This is a genomic window from Streptomyces sp. NPDC043878, assembly GCF_056435735.1.
The window spans coordinates 109,640-131,373 of the sequence record NZ_JBWKDW010000024.1 but is presented as its reverse complement, the minus strand read 5'-3'; the positions used below and the strand labels follow the sequence as shown (position 1 = coordinate 131,373).

Annotated in this window: 19 protein-coding genes and 3 pseudogenes; 6 read left to right on the top strand and 16 right to left on the bottom strand. The window is 69.2% G+C overall.

The window, feature by feature from the left end; genetic code table 11:
- Positions 1 to 732: 732 nt before the first annotated feature.
- The 9 genes from AC07AZ_RS29225 to AC07AZ_RS29185 form a co-directional block, all read right to left on the bottom strand.
- Positions 733 to 1,665, bottom strand: coding sequence for an anti-sigma factor RsbA family regulatory protein (locus AC07AZ_RS29225; protein ID WP_478852929.1), 933 nt, complete (start codon positions 1,663 to 1,665; stop codon positions 733 to 735).
- Positions 1,665 to 2,021, bottom strand: a complete 357-nt coding sequence (locus tag AC07AZ_RS29220) for an STAS domain-containing protein (protein WP_478852927.1) — start codon at positions 2,019 to 2,021, stop codon at positions 1,665 to 1,667. The genes AC07AZ_RS29225 and AC07AZ_RS29220 overlap by 1 nt, the downstream gene beginning before the upstream one ends.
- Before the next feature lie 12 nt (positions 2,022 to 2,033).
- Positions 2,034 to 2,372, bottom strand: coding sequence for a hypothetical protein (locus AC07AZ_RS29215; protein ID WP_478852925.1), 339 nt, complete (start codon positions 2,370 to 2,372; stop codon positions 2,034 to 2,036).
- 397 nt (positions 2,373 to 2,769) lie between these two features.
- Entirely contained in the window at positions 2,770 to 3,426 is a 657-nt protein-coding gene (locus AC07AZ_RS29210) for a dienelactone hydrolase family protein (RefSeq protein WP_478852923.1), read from the bottom strand.
- A 274-nt stretch (positions 3,427 to 3,700) separates the two neighbouring features.
- A complete protein-coding gene (locus tag AC07AZ_RS29205; protein ID WP_478852921.1) occupies positions 3,701 to 3,883 on the bottom strand; it encodes a hypothetical protein in 183 nt (60 codons plus the stop codon).
- Positions 3,859 to 4,146 (bottom strand): SDR family NAD(P)-dependent oxidoreductase, encoded by a 288-nt coding sequence (locus AC07AZ_RS29200; protein ID WP_478852919.1) that lies wholly within the window; start codon positions 4,144 to 4,146, stop codon positions 3,859 to 3,861. The genes AC07AZ_RS29205 and AC07AZ_RS29200 overlap by 25 nt, the downstream gene beginning before the upstream one ends.
- 77 nt (positions 4,147 to 4,223) lie before the next feature.
- A complete protein-coding gene (locus tag AC07AZ_RS29195) occupies positions 4,224 to 5,324 on the bottom strand; it encodes an NADH:flavin oxidoreductase/NADH oxidase (RefSeq protein ID WP_478852917.1) in 1,101 nt (366 codons plus the stop codon).
- Positions 5,325 to 5,388: 64 nt separating this feature from the next.
- Entirely contained in the window at positions 5,389 to 5,655 is a 267-nt protein-coding gene (locus AC07AZ_RS29190) for an SRPBCC family protein (protein WP_478852915.1), read from the bottom strand.
- 166 nt (positions 5,656 to 5,821) lie between these two features.
- Positions 5,822 to 6,223 carry a RidA family protein gene (locus tag AC07AZ_RS29185; RefSeq protein WP_478852913.1) on the bottom strand — a complete coding sequence of 134 codons (402 nt, stop codon included), beginning with the start codon at positions 6,221 to 6,223 and terminating at the stop codon, positions 5,822 to 5,824.
- Positions 6,224 to 6,510: 287 nt separating this feature from the next.
- Here AC07AZ_RS29185 and AC07AZ_RS29180 point away from each other — a divergent pair.
- Positions 6,511 to 6,879 (top strand): annotated as a pseudogene (locus tag AC07AZ_RS29180) (IS110 family transposase); the annotation flags it as partial.
- A gap of 25 nt (positions 6,880 to 6,904) precedes the next feature.
- Here AC07AZ_RS29180 and AC07AZ_RS29175 read toward each other — a convergent pair.
- Both AC07AZ_RS29175 and AC07AZ_RS29170 read right to left on the bottom strand, forming a co-directional pair.
- Complete coding sequence (locus tag AC07AZ_RS29175; protein ID WP_478852911.1) at positions 6,905 to 7,555, bottom strand: NAD(P)-binding oxidoreductase; 651 nt, start codon at positions 7,553 to 7,555, stop codon at positions 6,905 to 6,907.
- Between the two features lie 53 nt (positions 7,556 to 7,608).
- Complete coding sequence (locus AC07AZ_RS29170; RefSeq protein WP_478852909.1) at positions 7,609 to 8,040, bottom strand: VOC family protein; 432 nt, start codon at positions 8,038 to 8,040, stop codon at positions 7,609 to 7,611.
- A gap of 107 nt (positions 8,041 to 8,147) precedes the next feature.
- Here AC07AZ_RS29170 and AC07AZ_RS29165 point away from each other — a divergent pair, with 107 nt between their 5' ends.
- From AC07AZ_RS29165 to AC07AZ_RS29155, 3 genes and pseudogenes are all read left to right on the top strand, one after another.
- Positions 8,148 to 8,819, top strand: a complete 672-nt coding sequence (locus tag AC07AZ_RS29165; protein WP_478852907.1) for a GntR family transcriptional regulator — start codon at positions 8,148 to 8,150, stop codon at positions 8,817 to 8,819.
- A 518-nt stretch (positions 8,820 to 9,337) separates the two neighbouring features.
- Positions 9,338 to 9,586, top strand: coding sequence for a hypothetical protein (locus tag AC07AZ_RS29160; protein WP_478852905.1), 249 nt, complete (start codon positions 9,338 to 9,340; stop codon positions 9,584 to 9,586).
- Between the two features lie 43 nt (positions 9,587 to 9,629).
- A pseudogene (locus tag AC07AZ_RS29155) lies at positions 9,630 to 10,328 on the top strand (B3/B4 domain-containing protein).
- A gap of 672 nt (positions 10,329 to 11,000) precedes the next feature.
- Here the strand turns inward: AC07AZ_RS29155 and AC07AZ_RS29150 are convergent.
- From AC07AZ_RS29150 to AC07AZ_RS29140, 3 genes and pseudogenes are all read right to left on the bottom strand, one after another.
- Positions 11,001 to 11,084, bottom strand: a pseudogene (locus AC07AZ_RS29150) (transposase); the annotation flags it as partial.
- A 182-nt stretch (positions 11,085 to 11,266) separates the two neighbouring features.
- The gene (locus tag AC07AZ_RS29145) at positions 11,267 to 11,722 is read right to left on the bottom strand and encodes a hypothetical protein (RefSeq protein WP_478852903.1); all 456 of its coding nucleotides are present in this window, start codon (positions 11,720 to 11,722) and stop codon (positions 11,267 to 11,269) included.
- A 230-nt stretch (positions 11,723 to 11,952) separates the two neighbouring features.
- Positions 11,953 to 12,480: a DUF6584 family protein gene (locus AC07AZ_RS29140; protein WP_478852901.1), complete on the bottom strand. Its 528-nt coding sequence runs from the start codon at positions 12,478 to 12,480 to the stop codon at positions 11,953 to 11,955.
- 306 nt (positions 12,481 to 12,786) lie between these two features.
- Between AC07AZ_RS29140 and AC07AZ_RS29135 the strand changes: the two genes are divergently transcribed.
- Positions 12,787 to 13,056 (top strand): GlsB/YeaQ/YmgE family stress response membrane protein, encoded by a 270-nt coding sequence (locus AC07AZ_RS29135; protein WP_478852899.1) that lies wholly within the window; start codon positions 12,787 to 12,789, stop codon positions 13,054 to 13,056.
- Between the two features lie 835 nt (positions 13,057 to 13,891).
- Here the strand turns inward: AC07AZ_RS29135 and AC07AZ_RS29130 are convergent.
- Both AC07AZ_RS29130 and AC07AZ_RS29125 read right to left on the bottom strand, forming a co-directional pair.
- The gene (locus AC07AZ_RS29130; RefSeq protein WP_478852897.1) at positions 13,892 to 14,425 is read right to left on the bottom strand and encodes a 2'-5' RNA ligase family protein; all 534 of its coding nucleotides are present in this window, start codon (positions 14,423 to 14,425) and stop codon (positions 13,892 to 13,894) included.
- Positions 14,426 to 14,763: 338 nt separating this feature from the next.
- Complete coding sequence (locus AC07AZ_RS29125; protein ID WP_478852895.1) at positions 14,764 to 15,147, bottom strand: hypothetical protein; 384 nt, start codon at positions 15,145 to 15,147, stop codon at positions 14,764 to 14,766.
- 407 nt (positions 15,148 to 15,554) lie between these two features.
- Between AC07AZ_RS29125 and AC07AZ_RS29120 the strand changes: the two genes are divergently transcribed.
- Positions 15,555 to 21,662, top strand: a complete 6,108-nt coding sequence (locus AC07AZ_RS29120; protein ID WP_478852951.1) for a DNRLRE domain-containing protein — start codon at positions 15,555 to 15,557, stop codon at positions 21,660 to 21,662.
- The last annotated feature ends 72 nt before the right edge of the window (positions 21,663 to 21,734 follow it).

Sequence of the window (21,734 nt, the reverse complement as noted above, 5' to 3'; positions counted from 1 at the left end):
GTCCCGGGGTCTCGTGCTGCCGGTGGCCGGCTGCTCCGCCCGGATGCGGACGCGGGCCTGCAACGCAAGATGCAACACGGGCACCAGGAGCCTCTATCCGGGGCATCACCACAGGTCAGGGGTGAAACGCGCTGCGGTGTTTCACTGGCCGCGTTTCAGTGCCCGGGGCTGGTGTTGCAGTCGGCGACGCCGGGCTGAGGGGAAGCTCTGCGAGGCCGGGACCGGCGCTGACAGACTCAGGTGCGTCGTGATCACCGAACGTCGACGCCAGGACGCGTTGAGCCGGCAGGAACAGCCCTGGCAGCCGGGCCCGAACGATCTGCCCTTCACCACCCACTGATCAGCCCGCACGGCGACCGCCATCTCGGATTCACCGATGTCGGAGGCCGGTACCACCGGCTGTGGCAGCACAAGTCTCCCGAGAGGCTCCACACCGGCGACGCCATCTTCCTGCGCCCCAGCGACATCAACCAGATCATCAGCTACGCCATGACCTGGGTCCGCAACCACCCGGAAGATCCCCGCGGTTACGAACTCATCGACGAAGTCGCCGCCGGCTCAAAGGCGATCCTCATGCACTTCGCCCAGGCCGCGCAGGCGCCCACAGCGCTAAGACCGCCTCTCCCGCCCGGCCTGCACGGCGTCCACGCGGGCCGGGCGGGCCGGGCCTTCCCGGGGCCGACGGTCGTCAGCAGGCGGCCGCCCGCACAAGCGGGCCGCCCCCTTGTGCGGTTACAGGCTGAGGTAGAAGCGCACCGTCGTCCCGTCGTCGCCGGTGTGCACGCGCACCAGATCGGACACGTAGTGGACCAGCATCAAGCCCCGGCCGCCCACCTGCCCGCGCTCCGGCGGGCGGCGGCCGGCCAGCGGATCAGTAAGCCGGCCCGCATCACGGACCTCGATCACGAGCTGTTCCTGCTCGGCCCAGACCGCGAGCGTCCCACGGCCTCCGCCGTGCACCACGCTGTTGGTCGTCAGCTCCGCGACCGCCAGCTCCACATCCATCAGCCGCTCACCGGCCAGGCCCAGCCGCGCGGCCTGAGCCAGAGCGAAATGACGGACCGCCGGAAGGTCCTCCCCGCCGTAGGAGAAGACCGCGGCGTCCGGCACCGTCGGCAGCTCCTGGTTGTAGCGGGAGACGACCGCCTGCCAGTCGTAGACGTCGCTGGCCCACTCACGGCCCTCCCCGCTGATGAGGGTCGGGTGGGTGACCCGCGCATCGGCGATCACCTGCGGATCCAGCCGCACCTCGTCGTACGGGCACAGGATTGTCACCGCCCTGCCCTCGAACGCGGCGTTGATCAGGGCCTCGTGCTGCGCGCACGCTGGGTACTCCACCGTGCTGCGCCCGGCCCAGATCGGTTCACCGATGATCCGTACCCGACCCCGCGGGTGTGCGTCGGCGAATCCGCGCAGCACCTTGGGGATGATCCGCCCGGGATTGCGGCCGGCCTCGGTCATGTCCAGGAACAGGATGCCCTCGGCATCCGCGCCCAGCCCGCTCTTGATCAGTTCCAGGTTGGGGCCGGGCACTGCGACGGCCATCGGCTCGCCGTTGTCCAGGCCCTCGCGCAGGAACGACACCGTCTGCCGCGTGTACTCCTGCTCGGTGCGGTAGAACAGGGCAGGGTGCACGAACGCCTCGTGGGTGGTGACCGTGCTCATCACAGCGCCACCTCGATCCGGTCCAGACCCGGCCAGAACATCTCCAAAACCCGTGGCAACTGCGGCGGCGGATACTCCACCACGACCCGCCCGCCCGGCAGGTTCATGGCAGTGACCGCCAGCGCGCTCACTCCGGCCACGTCGACGAACACCACGTCCGACAGCTCCACGTACGACACGCTCTCGTGCTGCCGGGCCAGCTCCGTCAGGGCCTGCTCCCAGGAGGGACGCGTCATGGCGCTGATCTCACCGCGGGCGCGTATACCAGAACGACCGCCGGGCAACGGGCTCACCTCCAACGCGACCTTCCCGGGCACCGCCGGGCCGGTTCCGCCCACCGCATGTGGGGCATCCACGCTCGGACTCCTTCACATCAAGCCACCTGCCGGCCGCCTTGACACACGCCGGAGAGAAACTCCCCCAGCGTGGGAGTGTATCCCGGCAGACAGCCGCAGCCCCGCGCCGGCTGCGGCCGGGAGCGGGCCACGGCCGTGCAGGGCCTGCGTGATCGGCGTCATCATCACCAGGCTCACCGGCATCTGGACCGCGACCAGATGGTGCCGGCCGCCCGCGGCTTCGGCGGCCAGGGCGAGCAGCTCCCCCACCGTGAACGCTTCCTCTTCCAGGCCCGCCCACGTGGCGATGCCGTACCCGGCCACGTTCCCGGCTGCCACGGCTTCCTCGAGGACGACGAACGCCTCCCGCATCGCGCGGTGCAGGGCCGGCGGTCGCCGGGATGGGCGCGCTCCGGGTTGTGCAGCAGGACCAGGTCCAGCCGCTCGCGCCCGAGCTGCCCGCGGTTGCGGCCCATCTGCCGGCGCACGTACGGCGGGGCGAGGCTGTGCCCGGCCACCGCCTGGTCCTCGGTGAGAACCCCGGCGTTCACCGCATCGGCGCCGGTCGCCGCGCTGAAGTACCCGGCCTTGGTGGAAACCCGCACGGTCGGGTGGGCGGCCAGGACGGCCGCGCAACTGGTCGAGGCGGTCCTCGCCGGGGCCGGGCGACCGGTCTTCCGGTCTTCCGGTCTTCCGGTCTTCCGGTCTTCCGGTCTTCCGGTCTTCCGGTCTTCCGGTCTTCCGGTCTTCCGGTCTTCCGGTCTTCCGGTCAGCGGCCGAAGCCCGTGGCCAGTGGTTTCCGCAAGCCGTCGTCGGCGGCCATGGCCTGGACGATGGCGGGATCGAGCGGGCGGCCGAAGAGTGTGCCCAGGACGAAGTCCGCAGTGACCGCCCAGACATCGACGGCCCGGCTGAGCAGGTAGTGGTTGCCCCCTGCCACTTCGAACCTGCAGACATCGGGGGTGATCTCACGGACTCGCTCGGCGTAGGCCAGGGACTGCTCGGCACTCGCCTCACTGCGGTCCTTGTCGCCGTGCACGATCAGCACCTTGCGGCCTGCCAGGTGCTCCACCGGGTCGGGCCCCGGCAGCCACGGCGCTATCCCGGCGACGCTGACCACATGGGGGTGACCCGCGGCCCAGAACGCCGCACGACCGCCGAGCGAGTTGCCCACCAGCGCCACTGGGACGTCCCCGTAGCGTCGTCGCAGCTCCTCCAGCGCCCACTCGGCGTCCGCCGCCGTGCTGGCCTCCTCGCCGTTCCAGCCACGGAATCGGTAGGTGAGCATGTGCACGGCGATGCCGTCCGCTCCCCCGCGCTCGGCGAGCTGCCCGGCCAACGCCCGCATGCCCCACGCGGCGAGCTTCATGGGCTTGCGATGGCTGGAGACCGAGCCTCCGGGCAGGAGCAGAGCGACAGCTCTCACCTCGTCCACTCCCTGATGGGCAGTCAACTCGGGTGCGCGCTCTGTCCGGTTCCTCATCGCTACCCTCCGTGTACTGGCCGATGCGAGCCCAGTCTCACACCGCGGCCGGGGCCGTCGACAGTGAGTCCTGTAACCCGCGGGGCCGGACATTTGTCATACGCAGGGCTGTGACGTGCTCATGTAGCGGGTGCCCACCAAAAGGCCCGTACCCCCGCGCGTTCGCTTCCGTTCTAGTGGTTGTCGCAACACCCCAGTTCCGGGGATGCGATGGACTTCAAGATCCGGCGATCACCTCCTGGACGGTGCTGTGCGGAACGTAGACCCACCGGGCGGAGAAGTTCTTCGCGATCACCCCAGGCAGCCAGAACCGCTGATATCCGCCCAGGGCGATGCTGGTGGGGATTTCGAAGACCGTGACACTGGCCTGCTCGGTCAGCCGCAGCCCCGTGCGGACCATGAGGTCGCTGAACGTCGCGTTGCGGGCCGCCCACCGGCCGCGGAACCGGCCCAGAAGGCAGCCCGTCCGGGCCGTAGCCCCGAAGCCCCACATCCCGCCAGAACCGGTAGGTCGCCGGCGGCATCCACTCGATGCGCTCCCCCTTGGCCGCGGGCGGCGGCGACGATCGTGGCGCCGCGGGCGGCCAGGGCCTTGGCGCTGGCGGCGCCGATGCCGGAGGAGGCGCCGGTGATGACGACGACCTTGTCCTTCAGGTGGTTCATGGGGGTCTCCCGGTGCGGTGGTTCAGCGCGCCTTCCCTGGTGAGGGCAGCGCGGCGGAGGCTGTACGGGTGGGGAGGTCAGCGCTTGACGACGTACGCGTACTGGGCCGGCCAGGTCGGCTCGGTGCCGAGTGTGAGCGCGGCGTGCTGGGCCCAGTAGGGGTTGCGGAGCAGTTCGCGGCCGAGGAAGACGGCGTCGGCCTGCCCGCTGGTGAGGATGTCCTCGGCCTGCTGCGGCTCGGTGATGATGCCGACGGCAGCAGTAGTGATACCGGCCTGGTTGCGGGCCTGATCTGCGAAGGGCACCTGGTAGTTCGGTCCGGCGACGATCTTGGCGTCGCGGACCATGCCGCCGGTGGATACGTCGAGCAGGTCGACGCCGCGGGCCTGGAGTTCCTTGGCGAGGCGGACGGTGTCGTCCCCGGTCCAGCCCTCGCGGGCGTCCTCTGGGTTCTCGGTCAGCCAGTCGGTGGCCGAGGCGCGGAAGAAGACCGGCAGGTCCTCGGGCCACACGGCGCGGACGGCGTCGACGACTTCCAGGGCGAAGCGGATGCGGTTCTCGAAGCTGCCGCCGTAGGCGTCGGTGCGGTGGTTGGACGCCGGGGAGAGGAAGGAGTTGATCAGGTAGCCGTGGGCGCCGTGCACCTCGGCGACCTGGAAGCCGGCGGCCAGAGCGCGCCGCGCGGAGTCGGCGAAGTCCCGTACCAGCTGCTGGATCTCCTCCACGGTCAGCTCGTGCGGGACAGCAAGGCCGTCGTACGCGATCGCACTGGGAGCGACGGGCTGCCAGCCGTTCTCCTCCTCGGAAAGGTAGCGGTCGGAGAGCCAGGGCTTGTCCACCGACGCCTTGCGGCCGGCGTGGGCGAGCTGGATGGCCGGGACGGCACCGTGGGCCTTGATGGCCGCGGTGATGCGGGTGAACGCCTCCTGCTGGCGGTCGTTCCACAGGCCCAGGTCCCAGGGGCTGATGCGCCCGTCGGGCCGGACGCCGGTGGCCTCGGCCATGACCAGACCGGCGCCGCCGGCGGCGCGGGAGGCCAGGTGGGTGAGGTGGAAGTCGGTGGGCGCACCGGTCTCCGGACCCTCGGAGGCGGCGGAGTACATGCACATCGGCGACATCCACACCCGGTTGGGTATCTGAAGGGAACGCAGGGTCAGGGGGGTGAACAGGGAACTCATGCGGGGGGTGCTTCTCTCGTGGTCGGTGATCGATGACAGCGCGGGGTCCTGCTGCCGTCGGAGGTCAGGCGATGATCGTGTGGAGGCCCGCGATGGCCGAGGCGTAGGCCGTCTCGAGGACCGTGACGGCTTGGTGAGCGGTGGTGCCCTCGGCGGGATCGAAGGTGGCGTGCCAGCTGAGGAAGGCGTCGCCGCTGTCGGCGACGGGCTGGACGTGCAGCGTCGAGCGGTATCCGCGGACCGGCAGCGGTGCCTCGACGATTTCGTACGTCAGCTTCCGGTCGGCGTCGTCCAGCGCCACGAGCCGTTCCCGGTAGGTGCTTCCGTCCACCCCGGTGAGAAGGCGGACCGCACCGGGGTGCGCCCGTTGCCGCCTCCGGTGATCTCGCTCGCCCGGATGGCCGGGTGCCAGTCGGGCAGGCCGTTGAACCGCCGGACGACGGCCCATGTCTCGTCTGCGGAGCTGGTGAAGACCGAGCTCCAGTACGCCTGTGCCATCAGGCGGGCAGACGGGTGTCGAGGACGAAGTTGGTCTCGATGAGCTGGCCGGGGAAGAACAGGTGGGCCACGCCGATGGTGCTGCTGGTGGGGCGGTGGTCGCCGAAGTAGGCCAGGTTGGCGGCCGCCATCGCGTTGTTGTACTTCGGCAGGTCCACGATGTACTGGGTCTCGGAGGCGACCTGGTTGCGGGTGGCGCCGTAGTGGGCGAGGACCTTCTCGAAATTGGCGAAGACCTGCTCGCTCTGGGCCTCGAAGTCGCCGGCGTGGAGGAAGTTGCCCTCGTCGTCGTGGGAGAGCTGGCCCGAGACATAGATCGTGTGGTCGACCTTGATGGCCTGGGCGAAGCCGAACTCGCTCTCGCCCGAGACGCCGTGGCTGTAGGAATCGATCGCAGTCATGGAGGTTGTCCTTCTCTGGTGGGGGTGCGGGGGTGGATGGGGTGCCGGGCTCAGACGGCTCTACCGTCTTGATCGGGTTGTTCGAGCCATTCGTAGGGTTGGGTCGCCCAGGGGTGCTGGGTATGGCTATCAGGCGGCTGCCGTCTCGTGGCTTGCCTCGCTTCGCCGCCCGGCACCCCACGACGACTCGGCCGCCGATTAGGAAGTGCGAACAAGCCGCTGCGTAGAGCAATGCCGGCGAGGTCGTCCGTGGCACGAACAGCACGCACACACACGCCAGGAGCACGATGAGCCGGATATGGGCGGGGATCGACAGCGGCAAGGGCCATCACCACGGCCTCGCGGTGGACGCCGACGGCAAGACGCTGCTGTCGCGGAGGGTCGCCAACGACGAACCCGAGCTGCTGAAGCTGATCGGTGACGTCCTCGACCTGGCCGACGGCCGTGAGGTCACCTGGGCCATCGACATGACCGGCGGGAAACCCGCGCTGCTGCTGGCCCTGCTGGTCAGCCACGGCCAGGAGGTCCTCTACATGCCCGGCCGTCTGGTGAACCGGGCGTCCGACGGCTACCGCGGCGAGGGCAAGACCGACGCCCGCGACGCCTACGTGATCGCCGACCAGGCCCGGATGCGCCGCGACCTGCGGCCCATCCGCTAACTACGGCTGCTTGACAACAGCATTAGGAAGCGAGGCGGGCGACCGCGTCCGCGACGGGGGTGTCGCCGGAGGTCAACTCGACGATGACGCGGCTCAGGCGCGGCTCGTGCAGGGCGGCGTCGATGAACGCGGCGACATCGTCGCGGTGCACGTCGCCGTACTCGACAGCGGACCCGGCGGTGACCCGGCCGCTGCCGGGGGTGTCCAGCAGGGTTCCGGGACGGACGATCAGCCAGTCGAGATCCGTGCGCGTCAGATACACGTCGGCACTCTTCTTGACCTTGATGTAGTGCTCGAAGCCCTCACCGCCCTCGCCGCCGCGCAGCGCGTCGGGGAAAACCGAGACCAGGACGAACCGCGACACCCCGGCAAGCACGGCCGCGTCGGCGGCCTTCTGAAGGCCCTTGCCGTCGATCAGCGTCGTCTTGTCCATGCCGGTGCCGTGCGCGCCGGCCGAGAAGACCACCGCGTCATGGCCCCGCATCTTCTGCGCGAGGTCGTCGACCGCGTCGGCGATGAGATCACCGATCACCGGTGTCCCGCCGGCCTCTCCCACACTCTCGCCCTGAGCGGGCCCGCGATGCATGCCGGTCACCGAGTCCCCGCGAGCGGCGAGGAGTTGCGTGAGGCGGCGGCCGACTCCACCCGCCGCGCCGATCTGGAACACCTTCATGAGCTCATCCCGTCTTTCGAGTGGTGAGTGGCAAGGGGTGCTGTGGCCGCCGGTCAGGCGGCGAACACCTGGGAGTCGTCGGCGAACGCTTTGAACTCCAGGGCGTTGCCGGCCGGGTCGAGGAGGAACATCGTGTGCTGCTCGCCCTGCTGGCCCTCGAAGCGGACGTAGGGCTCGATGACGAACTCGGTGCCCGCCGCACGCAGCCGGTCGGCGAGGCCCTGGAACCCGGGGATCGTCAGGATCACCCCGAAGTGCGGTACCGGGACGTCGTGACCGTCGACCGGGTTGTGTATGCGCTGCGCGCGCTCCGGTGCCAGGTGCGTGACGAACTGGTGGCCGTGCAGATTCCAGTCCACCCAGGTGTCGGCGCTGCGGCCCTGCTCCAGCCCCAGCACATCGCCGTAGAAACGACGCGCAGCGGACAGGTCATCGACCGGCACGGCCAGGTGGAACCGGGGGATCGGAGAGTTGAGGACAGTCACGGCATTGCCTTTCCGAGAGTGGGCCAACCTCGTTGTCCTAATGTTAACAATGAGACAACATGCTGATGTTAACATTAAGACGTAGTCCGAGGAGGTGCAAATCAGACATGAGTGATCAGGGCAAGGTGTCCCCGGCCCGCCGCCGTGGCCTGTCAGACGAGGTCGCGGACCGGATCCGGGAGGCCATCTTCAGCGGGGTCTACGCCCCCGGCGCCCAGCTCCGAGAGGTGGAACTGTCCGCCACGATGGACGTCAGCCGCGGCCCGGTACGGGAAGCACTGCGGGTACTGGAAGGTGAGGGACTGGTCCACTGCGCGTGGCACCGCGGGACGACAGTGACGACGGTGTCTGCTGAGGATGTCGCGGAGCTCGACAGCCTGCGTGGCGCACTGGAGGACCTGGCTGTCCGCCAAGTGATCACGCGCGCCTCGGACGAGGACCTCGCGTCGCTCGCCAAGGCAGCCGAGGTCATGAAGCACGTCACGGACGCCCACGAGATGGTGCGACTGGACATCGCCTTCCACGACGCCGTCTTCGCCGCCGCCGGCCACCAGCGCCTCGCCGACGCCTGGGACGGCATCCGGTGCCAGGTCCACCTATTCCTGCTGACCCGGATCAACCTCAGCACCGACGGGTACCTCGGCTGCATCCCGCGCGAACACCACGGGCTCGTGACCGCGCTGCGCTCCCGCGACACCGAAACTGCCCTCGACCTCTTCGCCGCACACCGTCGCCACGCCGTCGACGTGGTGACCGGTGGGCACTCCGACCCGAACTGAGCGCCACGGGCGGGCCGCCCGCAGTCAGTCGGCCAGGAGTTCCTGGGGGCGGGCTATGGCTACACCACCACGGACGGCACCTGGGCAGGGCGCCGATCACCCCGAAACGCTGATCATTGCCTTCAGGAAATCTGCAGCCGATACTGCCGCGTTGCGCCCCGCCGGTGATCCGGCGGGGCGCCGTACACGGATCCACACGGGCCCCCACTCGGCACGTCTGCCGGGTAGGAGTGCCCGTGCCCTACGGAGGCAATAGGCCAACCGCTCTGACATGCCGCTCACTCAGCTGGTCACTGACCGACTCTGCACAAGGGTGCGGGTGCCGTAAGAAGACGGCGTGGGTGTGGATGGCGCGCGGGATGCGGGGGATGAGCTCCGCCGGGTCGTCGCCCGCGTAGAGGCACTGGTGGAGTGTCGGTATTCGAGGGTTGCAGTATTCGCCGTAGAGCGAGCAGTTCCGTACCCGGCCCGGTCACGTCAGCGGTGACAAGGTGTAAAGCTCTCGCCGAAGGGGCGCTTTGCCCGACGGCGACCACTCCCCCATTGAGGTCGACCAACCCCCTTACGGGCGGATGCTGCCCGGCATCCGCGGCCTGCGCCTGGACGTCACCGAGGTCCGGGCGAAGTTCACGTACGACGACCACAAGCCCGTCGAGCAGCGCGCTGACACTGCCCGCCGGCTCACCGAACGCGGCACAGGACTGGACGCGCCCACCGCTGCCCAGCAGATGCGCCGCCTGAACGCCACCGGGTCGTGGAAATCCTGACCCCGCCACCCCAGCCTGCCTTCCCGGAACGGATTCCCTCGCGATGACCACCTTCCGCATCAGCCCGGCTGTCACCGACGCCTTCCCCGACACCCTCATCGCCATCGTCACCGCCACCGGCCTGCGCGGCCGCGAGCCCTGGCCCCATACCGCCGCCGCACTCGACGACCTGGAGCGGGAGCTCGCCGCCGGCACGTGGCAGCCCGCCGGCTAGGGTGACCCGCGCATCGAGGCATGGCACACCGCCTACCGCTCCTTCGGCACCAACCCCCGCCGTATCCGCCCCAGCGTCGACGCCCTCGGCCGTCGTCTCGCCAAGAAGGGGACGCTGCCCCGGATCAACCCGGCCGTCGACTCCTACAACGCCGTCTCCGTCCGCCACGGCCTGCCCGCCGGCGCCTTCGACCTCGACCACGTCACCGGCGACGTCCTCATCCGCCATGCCGAGGGCACCGAGACCTTCACCCCGCTCGGCGAACCGGACACCACCGAGCATCCCAAGGCCGGCGAGATCATCTACACCGACACCACCGACGTGCTGACCCGCCACTGGAACCACCGCGACGCCCACCGCACCCGCGTCACCGAAGACTCCACCCGCGTCGCCTTCGTCCTCGAAACCCTCCACGCCACCCGCGATGGCCACCTGCTCAAGACCGCCGCCGGCGAACTGCAGGAACTGCTCGCACCGCACGCTGAGCACACCGCGGTCCACTACCTCAGCCCCGACGCCAGCGCATGATCAAGCCCCCGCCGCCCGGACCGGACGGCTTCTGACTCAGCCTCGACGCACCTGCGCACGCCGGAACCCCTACGCACAACTGCGCAAGCCGCAGGATTGCGTGCGGGTTCCGCGTCTTGGGCTTGCAAGAACCTGCGAACCCGCGCGCTTCTCCCGTACCACGCAGAAGATCCGCCGCCGGGAACAGGGCCACTGGTACCCCCAGGAGCAGCTCATCGCGCTCGGAGTTCCGCGGCCGCGCCCCGGCGCCGACCCGGCCATCCGGCTGCACGAGGCCCTGGCCGCGGTCGGCACGCGCCACGTCCGTCACCGCGGCGCACACCGCTGGGTATTCCGGCTCGGCCGGCCCCGCCGCGAACGCGAGGAGATCCGGCTCGGACGGGCGGCCCAACAGCTTCCCCCAAGCATCCCGACCTCGAGCACGTCCCCTCCTGAACGCGGTGTGCCGAGCTCCCGCACGCCCACTCCCTCGCGCCACCTCGCCGCACCGTCCTGTTGGAGTCCTCATGCCCGCGCGTTCCGCCCACCGCCTCCTGAAGGCCCCTGATCTCGCCTGCCTGGTACGACCTGCTCGCCCCGCAGCTGTCCGGCGGGTAGGACTCCGCGGTCATGAACTACGTGTGCATGGAAGCCGCGCAGCGTGCCGGCGTGGCCGCTGACCGAGCGGTGCCGGTCCTTCCACGCCGTGATCACCGGCTCGATCAACGACCACTGCTCGTCCGACAAGTCACTCGGATACGGCTTGTGTTCACTCACTCGAACACATCACCCGATCAACAACCGCGGACCTGCGGATTCCGTCCCACCGCCACACCATCAGGCGACACCAGATCCACTCAAAGGCTCACAAACCGTCCACTCACCTGTGTGAGCATGGGACGAAAGGCGGCTCACCCCCACCGCGGCCCCGCTTCACCGTGGTCGCGACGGCAGTTCCCTCAGCGCCAGTTGATGCCGGGCAGGCGTACGTCGTAGCCGTCCAGCATGCGCAAGGTCCGCGCCCGCGTCCGGCCCTTCATGCAGGGCCAGGCGGCCTCCACCAGGCCGCTGTCGATCAGGAGCTGATCCAGCACCGCGAAATAGACGGCGCCTCTGACGTGCTGCGTGGGCTGGTCCACGACGCGCTCCACGAAGTCCCAGCACCGGCTGAGCAGTTCCGTGTCCGGGCTGTCGCTCCTCAGCTGCGGCATCAGCACCGGATCGGTGAAGCAGCCGGCGAGCAGTCCATACAACATCGCCGCCGCGTCCTCGGTCAGAACGGCAGCTTCCGCGGGTCTGTGGAACATCTCGGCGATGGACTCGGCAGATTCCGGGACCATACGCAGCAGTAGCGCGGGAATCCCTTCGGCCGGGACCTCCTGGGCCGGGTCGTCCCCGGGGGGTGCGTCGCCCATGTCTTCCTCAACGGTGTGCGGTGGTCGTGCCCCAGGGCGCGGAGTTTTCCTGCCGGTGCGCTGCGGACCCGTCCTCAACCCTCCTGCAGAGGGACCAGAGGCTACGACGCATAGGCGTGGATGCCGCCACGGACCAGATCCGCGAGGTGGGAACCCGTGCAATGCCTGGCCCTCCTCGGCGTCCGCAACCGCGTCAAACGCCGACCCGGCAGTTCCAGGAAGGTCCAGAGTCAGTCGAAGAGGGCAACGAGTCCATTCACCCAGATCGAGAGGAACAGAAGGGCCGCCACCAGGCAACCGACGCCCGCCAGCACACCGCCGGCCGTCCAGGGCTCGAAGGGCGCCTCGTGCTCGCCTTCCAGGTCACCTCGGCAGGAGGCGGGGTCGTCCCAGTCGACGGGGTGTCCCAACGCCTCGGCGCAGGCGGTCCGCACCGCGACCAGCTGTCCCCTGGCGAAGTCGGTGGCCGCCTTCGCCTCGGGGCCGTGCCAGGCGAGGGCCTTCATCCGGCACCCGGGAGACCCGTACCGCGCCTCGAAAGCGGCGGTCTCATCAGCGTTCCGGTCCTCTGCGAGGTACATCCAGCGTCCGGCCTCGGCCGCCTCGCCGTAGAGCCGGTAGACCTCGGCCAGACGACGGCGGAGCGTCAGGTCCTGCGGAAAGGATGAGATGAGACCGCGCAGACGCTGGCGCGCGACAGGAACCCGACCAGCAGCCAGGTCGGCATCAACTCGGGCAAGGGTCTCCCTCAGAGGCATGAACGCATGATCGACTACCGCACCGATCTACGTCGACCCGGTTTTGTCGCCCGGTGCCCGCTCGCCCCCAACGCCATCGGCGAACCTCACCGAGACACACCGGTTGCGGGACAGCACGGGGCTGTCCCGTCAGGCTCGTGATCATGTGCACACGCCTGCGCGCCAACTCCCGCTGCCCAGCCGGTTCACATGCGGCGAACACCCTCGACAGGAGTCCCCAGGCGTGCAGGGGGTTTGAATTCGCCGACACGGAACACACGGGTGTCCTGACACAGTCTTTATACGACCAGGTAGGAGACACACATCATGGGCATCATCGCCTGGATACTCATCGGTCTGCTCGCGGGCATCATCGCCAAGGCGCTCATGCCCGGCAAGGACCCGGGCGGCATCATCGTCACGATGCTCATCGGTATCGCGGGAGGTCTCCTCGGCGGCTGGCTCGGCAAGGTCATCTTCGGCGTCGACTCCATCGACGGCTTCTTCGACCTCTCCACCTGGATCGCAGCCATCATCGGCTCGCTCATCCTCCTGGCCCTGTACCGGGTCATCACCGGAAACCGCCGCCACGCCTGACCCCCCGCCCCCGCTCCCCGGCGAAACGGCTCCGTCCTCCCGTCACGGGAGGACGGAGCCGCCGCTACTCACCCAAGAAGCCGCGTGCGCCTTCGCCTCTCAGGTCCCTGCGGGTGAGGCCGTGACTGGCCGGCCACCCTGACGCGCTGACGTCGGGCAGTTCACTCTGCCCGCCGGTTCTGCTGCGGCTCGCCGACGTACTGCACGCCGCCAGGGGCACCCCGTGGTCCGTCCTGGTTGCGCACGCTGCGGCACGGTGCGAAGCGACCTGCGCCAACTGCGGCCCGAGGGAAGGCTCTGCGGACCGTGTGATGCCCGGAGCCGCCGGGCAACCTGCGCACGGTGTCACCGCGACGGTCAACGCATCGCTGCCCGACGCCCCGAGGGCCCGATCTGCAACCGCTGCCACCGCGCGGACCCCGCCACGTTCGAGGAGTCGCCGACCGCGGTCAGTTCCGACACCCGGTGGCGTGGCTTCGTTCGCTTCCAGCAGCAGCATTTGTCTGTGAGTTCGGGAGGCATCCGGCGTGTGGACGCGTCTGGAATGTTCACGTGAATTGGCTCTGGCTCAAGTTCCGTGACCTGCCCACGCTGAGTCACGGTTCATGGTCGTGTTGGGCTCCTGAAAGTCGCCCGAAAATGATCAGTGGTGGCCTCGGGTACCTGACAGTTCGGGACCGTGGAAGAAGTGGTCCTCCGGCTGGAGGAGTTGCTGTGCGGCGCACTTGCTCCAGCTGCGGGAACTGTGGCAGGAGCTGCGACGCGGCCACCCACCACCGCGACGGCGCGGATGCCACTTCGCGGTGCGCTGACCGGTCGGGGCTGGCGGCTCGTCTCAGGAACGGGGCTCAAGCACCTCCAGGGCGCCGGTTTCGGTGTCGTAGCTGCGCAAGGTGGTGAGCCGGACCGACAGCGGCGGCGCCGGCAGCAGCTCGGCGACCCGCCGTCCGGCGAAGGCACCGGCCCGCCGGGTCCGGCCGAGGGTGATGTGCGGGCTCCAGCGCCCGGGTTCGTGGAAGGGGTTGAGGGTGGCGGGCGGGCTGTCCGAGGCGACCGCCTCCCACACCCGGCGGTGCAAGCCCGCCAGCACGGAGTCGAGGTCCAACGCCCAGGCCAGCACCGAGGTGGGCCGTTCGAAGCGGACCACGCCGGTGAACCGCACCGGCAGCGGCAGAGCGGCGGCCACCTCGGCCAGTTCCCAGCGAATGGGGGCGGTCAACTCCGCGCAGGCGGCCAACGTGAGGTGCGGGCTGTTGGTCGGTGAACGCTGGCGCGCCTGACTGGGCAGCCCCGCGTCCGCCAGCCGCCGCCATGCCTCCCGGACGGCCAGGTCCGCCGCCTCATCCAGCAAAAGCTCGACCGTACGCACCGCCGCAGCCTACCGGCGGCCCACGGGGACGACGCCATGACAGCGTTGGCCCACGCCTGGGCCTGGAGCGGATCCGCGTCTCCCGCACCAGCCTCGGCAGACTGACGAGATCGTCGCCGGCAAGGCCTGCAGCTCACCCGGTTTCTGTCCCTGTCTGCGGCGAGGGTTGCAGACGGGCGTATGCCTCCGCCTGAGGAGGCCCTGAGGAGGCGTGGCCGCCGCCGCTTCATAGCCCCGCGCCGCCGAGCAGAAGCCCAGTGCCCAGGCTCTCGCCTGTCCCGCAGGGCCACTCATCTGGCGGCTGCCGCCAGTTGTAGGCTCGCACGGGCACGCTGGTCTCAAGAGGGGGAGAGCACCCGTCTCCATGGGTCGTCCTGCACAGTGAGGCGCAGGCAGAGGCCTTCAGGTGCACCGCCCGCCGCGAGGTCGAGGGGAGCGAGGCCCACGCCCTCGCTGTGATGCGGCAACTCCTCAACACTGTCGGCCAGGCTCTCACCGAAGCAGGACGCCGGCGTCAGAGACGACAGGTTTTCCGGGTCTCGGAACGCAGCTACTTCGTCCGTGTCCACCATCGGATGTCCGTCGAGGACTCCCACTTCACCCTTGCCGAACTCGTCGCCGGCACCCACGACGAAGGTTGGCACCTCGGGCCGGCCCGCCGTCACCACCGACGGCGTCGCCGTCCTCAGCTGATCACCGACGTGCCGTCCCCAGCCGGCCACCGCGGGGACGGCACGCTGACCCGCTCGCTCTCACGCGCTCAGCGAGCATGCCGGCGCGGGCGCGTGCAGGACGCCTGCGGCAGTCGCGGGACGACTGATGATCTTCAAAAATGCCACCGGCCGCGGGTCCGGCAGTCAGAGGCTGGAGCGGTTTCCCCGCAACGTAAAGATCAAGGCAAGATGATCAACTCTGGATGTGCGGCAACGTACCGCTTTACCCACGGTCTCCCTATTTTTGCTGACCCACCGTGTCATACGCGTTACGTATGCTCCCTCCTTCGGCCCATCACAGGGTCCTCACACGGAGGTTGAGAGTGCATCAGCAACACCTCCCTCCGTCGTCCAGGTGGCGGCGGGGGATATTTCAGAGAGCGGTCGTGCCCATAGCCGGCTCACTCGCTCTGGCGCTGTCCGTCTCACTCCTTGCCGGCAGCGAGGCCGCCTTCGCATCACCGCTCCCCCAGCCCTCGGCCCCCAAGGCGGGGAAGCACTGGGCGACACAGGCGGCCGACCTGCCCTCGGCGCGGGTGGCGGCCCGGTTGTCGGGCAAGCGGGTCGAGGCACTGTCGGAGCGAACCGAGACATCTACGACATGGGTGAACCCCAGCGGATCGCTGACCACGCAGCTGTCGGCCGGCCCGATACGGTTCCAGCGCGACGGGAAATGGGTCGACGTCGACCTGGACCTGGCAGCCCGTGCCGACGGTTCGGTCGCGCCCGCCGCTCACCCCGAGGGCCTCATCCTCGCAGGCCGGGGCGGCACCACGCCCACATCCCTGAAGGCGGCCGGCAAGGCAGCGGCACGTACCCTCGTCACCCTCGGCCAGGGCCAGGAGCAGGTCGAACTGCGATGGAAGGGCGGATTGCCCAAGCCGATCCTGAACGGCCCGAAGGCCACCTACCGTGAGGCGGTACCCGGAGCGGACGTCGTGGTGGAGGCCACCCGCACCGGCTTCGAGCAGTACGTCACCATCAAGCAGCGCCCGGCCTCCGGCGCTTACGCCTACACCATGCCGCTGAAGGCCAAGGGCCTGAAGGCGAAGCAACAGGCCGACGGCAGCGTGCTGTTCACCGATTCCAGGACCGGCAAGAAGCGCGCGGTGATGCCCGCTCCGGTGATGTGGGACGCCACCGTGGACAAGGTGTCCGGTGAGCACACCCACCGCGCCAAGGTGGGGTTGAAGGTCGTCCAGCACGGCTCGGACATCAACCTGCTCCTCACGCCGGACACCGCCTTCCTCGCCGACAGGAAGACGCAGTTCCCGGTCACGGTGGACCCCTCCACCGCCGCGTTGAGCAACGTCTTCGACACCTACGTGCAGCAGGGCGAGACGGTGGACTGGTCCGCCGACACCGAACTCGACCTGGGCAACCCGGGCACCAAGAACACCGACGGCACCGCACGTACCGCGCGCTCCTTCGTCACCTGGAACACTTCCCCGATCTCTGACTCCCTGGTCTCCTCGGCGAAGCTGTCCCTGTGGGACTTCCACTCGGGCAACACCGACTGCAAGGCCTACCCGTGGGAGGTGTGGGCGACGGGGGCCGCCTCCACGTCCTCACGCTGGACCAGCCAGCCCACGTGGAACACCAAGTACGCCACCTCCACCGAGACGACCGGCAGCCCGAGCTGCTCCAGCCAGCCCGACGGATGGATCAACGCCGACGTCACCAGCCTCGTCCAGGCATGGGCATCCGCAAAGGCCACCCGCGGCAACATAGGCCTGCGCACCACCGACGAGGCGGCGTCCACGCCGTGGAAGCGGGTGAACTCCGCGAACGCGGCCACCAACCCGCCCAGACTCTCCGTGACGTACAACTACCGGCCCAAGACCGGCACCGACCAGCAGGCCGGCCCGCCGTTCTTCAAGGACTCCTCGGGCACCTGGTACGTCAACACCACCACCCCGACCCTGCGGGACACCTTCACCGACGTCAACAACGACAAGGTCGACGGCACCTTCCAGATCTACGACGCCGCCACCAACGCCCAGGTCGGCAACCTTCTCGTGTCGCCGTACGTCCCCAGCGGCCAGCCCGCCTCCGTCAAGGTTGCCGCCGGGGTCCTGACCAACGGCAAGACGTACAAGTTCCGCACCAACCCCTACGACGGCCTCCACTACAACAACGACTGGTCCGCCTGGGCCACCTTCACCGTCGACACCTCCGCCCCCTCCGCGCCGGCCTCGGTGACCTCCACCGACTACCCCACCGACCAGTGGGTCAAGGGCGCCGGCCAGGCCGGCAAGTTCACCGTCACCCCGCCCTCCGGTGACCAGAACGGCATCGAGTGGTCGCTGGACGGCACCACCTGGACCAAGGTGGCCACCTCCGGCACCACGCCGGTGACCTTCTCGGTCACCCCGGCCAAGGCCGGCACCAACACGCTGCAGGTGCGGGCCACCGACAAGGCGGACAACAAGTCCGAACCGGCCTCCTACACCTTCCACGTCGGACCGGGCGGCGTCACCGCCCCCGACGACGGCACCCGCACCGCCGCCCGCGTCCCCCTCGCCGCCGAAGCCGACGCCGCCAAGTACGACAAGGCCACCTTCTCGTGGCGGCGAGGCGACGCCGACGACTGGACACCGATCCCGGCAGGCGATGTCTCCGATGCCGGTCAGCCGCTTGACTCATGGCCACTGGCCATGACCAGCGGTAAGAGCCCGAAGCTGACGTGGAACGCCACGTCCACCGTCGATCCGGACGGCACGGTGCAGGTACGTGCCGACTTCACCGGTCCGAACAGTGCGGCCACCGCCTCGGACCCGATCAGCGTGGTCGTGGATCGCGCCGCCGACGGCGCCGCCTCCGACGAAGTCGGTCCCGGTTCGGTGAACCTCCTCACCGGTGACTACACCCTCTCCGACACCGACGCTTCGTTCTTCGGCATGTCCGTGTCCCGCACCGCCTCCTCCCGCACTCCGCAGGCCGGGACGGCGCAGGAGGGGCAGGCGCCGATCTTCGGCAAGGAATGGCTCTCCGGCACCACTGCCGAGACGGTCGACTCCGACTACACGCAGATCGTCAAGACCTCAGCCACCTCGCTCAACGCCGTCACCGTGGACGGCGACACCATCAAATTCACCGCGAACGCCACCAAGACCGGCTGGGTTCCCGAGCCCGGGTCGGAGGACCTGACACTCAAGGGATCCTTCACCTCCGGTGACTTCACCCTGTCCGACACCGACGGCGCAGTGACCACGTTCTCCAAGGTCAACTCGTCGGCGACCACATGGACGGTGACCAGCTCGCTGGCGGACGGCCTGGCCAACTCCACCACCAAGGTGGTCTCCGAGGCCGTCACGTCCGGCGGCACGACTCTGGCCCGCCCCAAGCGGATCATCGCTTCCACCACCGCCACCACTCTGGGTGCCTGTGACGCCGACCCGTCGGCCAAGGGTTGCCGGGTGCTGGAATTCGTCTACCCGACGACCACCACCGCCACCTCCACGGCCCTGGGCGACTTCGCCGGGCAGGTGAGCCAGATCAAGCTGTGGTCCACCGCACCTGGCGCCTCAGCCGCCACCGCCACCGCCGTCGCCCAGTACGCCTACGACGACAACGGCAGGCTGCGCGAAGAGTGGGACCCGCGGATAAGCCCCGCGCTGAAGACCGTCTACGGCTACGACAGCGACGGACACATCACCACGCTCACTCCGCCCGGTCAGCTGCCGTGGAGCTTCACCTACGGCAAGGCAGGCTCCAACCCGGCGGCCGGTGACGGCATGCTGCTGAAGGCCTCCCGCGCCACGCTCACCCCGGGCAGCGCGAGCCAGACCAATGGCACCGCCACCACCACCGTCGTCTACGGCGTCCCTCTGACCGGCGGCGCAGCCCCCGAGAACCTCGGCGCAAGCGCGACCGCATCCTGGGGGCAGAGCGACACCCCGACCGACGCCACCGCCGTCTTCCCCGCCGACCAAGGGCCCGCCTCCAACGATGGGACCGGCTTGACGGCAGGCGACTACAGTCGCGCCGACATCCACTACCTCGACGCCTCCGGGCGCGAGGTCGACACCGCCACCCCCGGCGACCACATCTCGGTCACCGAGTACGACCAGTTCGGCAACAGGGTCCGCTCGCTGACCGCCGGCAACCGCGAGCTCGCTCTGGGGACCACCCAGACCCAGAAGAACCAGCTCACCGACCTGGGCATCAGCGCACTGGCCTCCGCCGAGCGCGCCCAACTGCTGTCCACCACTGCGGTGTACAGCGCCGACGGTCAGCGGGAGACGGACACCTACGGGCCGCTGCACCAGATCACCCTGGTGGCCGACCTCACCAGCGGCGCCACTACCCTCGCCAAGGCCGGCAGCCAGACCACGGCCCGCCAGCACACCCTCAAGGAGTACGACACCGGTCGCCCGACCGACGGCAGCGCCACGGTCAAAAACCAGGTCACCAAGCAGACCGTCGGCGCCCAGCCGCGGTCCTGGCCCGACCTGTTGGCCGATACCCGGGCCACCGCCACCGCCTACGACTGGGCCAAGGGACTGCCCACCTCAACCACCCAGGATCCCGGCGGACTGGCGATCACCACCACCACCGGCTACGACGACCAGGGCCGGGTCATCAAGACCAGCCAGCCCGCCTCCAGCGGGACAGACGCGGGCACCACGGTCACCAGCTACTACACCGGTGACGGAACCGGCACCTGCGGCGGACACCCCGAGTGGGCCGACGCCGTCTGCCAGACCGGACCGGCCGCAGCCATCACCGGCGGCGGCTCCAACCCCGCCACCCTGCCCGCCAAAACCACCCAGTACGACCGGTGGGGCAACCCCACCACCATCACCGAAACCTCGGGCAGTACCACCCGCACCACCACCAACAGCTACGACAACGCGGGCAGGCCGAGCACCGTCACCGTCTCCGGCGGCCTGGGCACCGCGATCCCAGCGGTGACCACCACCTACGACAGTGCCAACGGCCAGGCTGCCAAGCAGACCTCCACCGCCGGCGGCACCATCACCAAGGCGTACGACCAGCTCGGCCGCCTGATGTCCTACACCGACGCCGACGGCGCGGTCACCACCACTCAGTACGACGCTCTGGACCGGCCCACCAAGGTCAGTGACAGCGTGCCGTCGACCACCACCTACACCTACGACACCACCATCGACCCGCGCGGCCTGACCACGTCGATGACCGACTCGGTCGCCGGCGCCTTCACCGCCCGTTACGACGCTGACGGTGACCTGGCAACCGAGGGCCTGCCCGGCGGCTACACCATGGCCGAGGACCATGACCCCGACGGCACCGCCAGCAGTCGCACGTACACCCGTGACAGCGACGGCGCCATCCTGCTCTCCGACAGCATCACGGCCACCGTCCACGGGCAGTGGGCCACCCACACCGGCACCCCCGGCGTCACCGCCTCCCAGGCCTATGCCTATGACAAGGCCGGACGCCTGACCCAGACGCAGGACACCACTCCCGACGCGATCTGCACCACCCGCGCCTATACCTTCGACAAGAACACAAACCGCAAGACCCTGGCCACCTCCGCCGCCGACGTCGGTCAGGACTGCACCACCAGCGGAGCCACCACCACTTCCTACTCCTACGACACCGCCGACCGGCTCGTGAACAGCGGCTACACCTACGACGCCTTCGGCCGTACCACCGCCCTGCCCGGCTCCGCCATCAGCTACTACACCAACGACCTCGTCCAGCAGCAGACCGCCGGCAACCAGCGCCAGACCTCGACCCTGGACTCGGCACTGCGCCGTCGCGGGTTCACCACCGAGTCCAACGCATCCGGCAGCTGGACGCAGACCGCGTCCAAGCTCAACCACTACGGCTCCGACAGCGACAACCCCCGCTGGACCGTCGAAGACACGGCCACCGGAGCGTTGACCCGCAATGTCGACGGCCCCGACGGCAACCTAGCCGCCAGCACCACCAAGACCGGCGGCGCCGTCCTGCAGTTCGCCAACCTGCACGGCGACACCGCCCTGCAACTGCCCGCCGACACCTCGGTTGCGCCCACGGTTCTCGACTACGACGAGTACGGAAACCCCCGCACCGGCCAGAACACCACCCGCTACGGATGGCTCGGCGGCAAGCAGCGCTCCAGCGAGACCGTCACCGGCCTCACCCTCATGGGCGCGCGCCTCTACAACCCCGTCACCGGACGCTTCCTGTCCGTCGACCCCGTTCCCGGTGGCAGCGCCAACGCCTACGACTACTGCAACGGGGACCCGATCAACCACTACGACCTCGACGGCAAGTGGTGGCACTGGCACCGCTACTATCGGCATGTGCACCGACGGCTCAGTCGCTGGGGGAGACATCACCCCGTGGTGCGTGCCACCTACTACGCTCTCCGGAGCTGGGGCGGCCGCGTGTCACGCAATCACTACGTCAGACAGTGCGCATGGTGGGGCGGAGGTGCAGGTGGAGCGACTCTCGCGTATGGCTGGTGGGCTGGGCCAGTCGACTGGTCCGCGGCCGGGTTCAACGGCGCCTTCGGCTGTGCAGCCGGAATGGGCAGTTACCGATGGGGCTGAAAAAGGTGACACAAATGCGCTCACCAGATCGTAAACCCGACCGTATCGGGTCCATCATCGCTGCCATCGCCA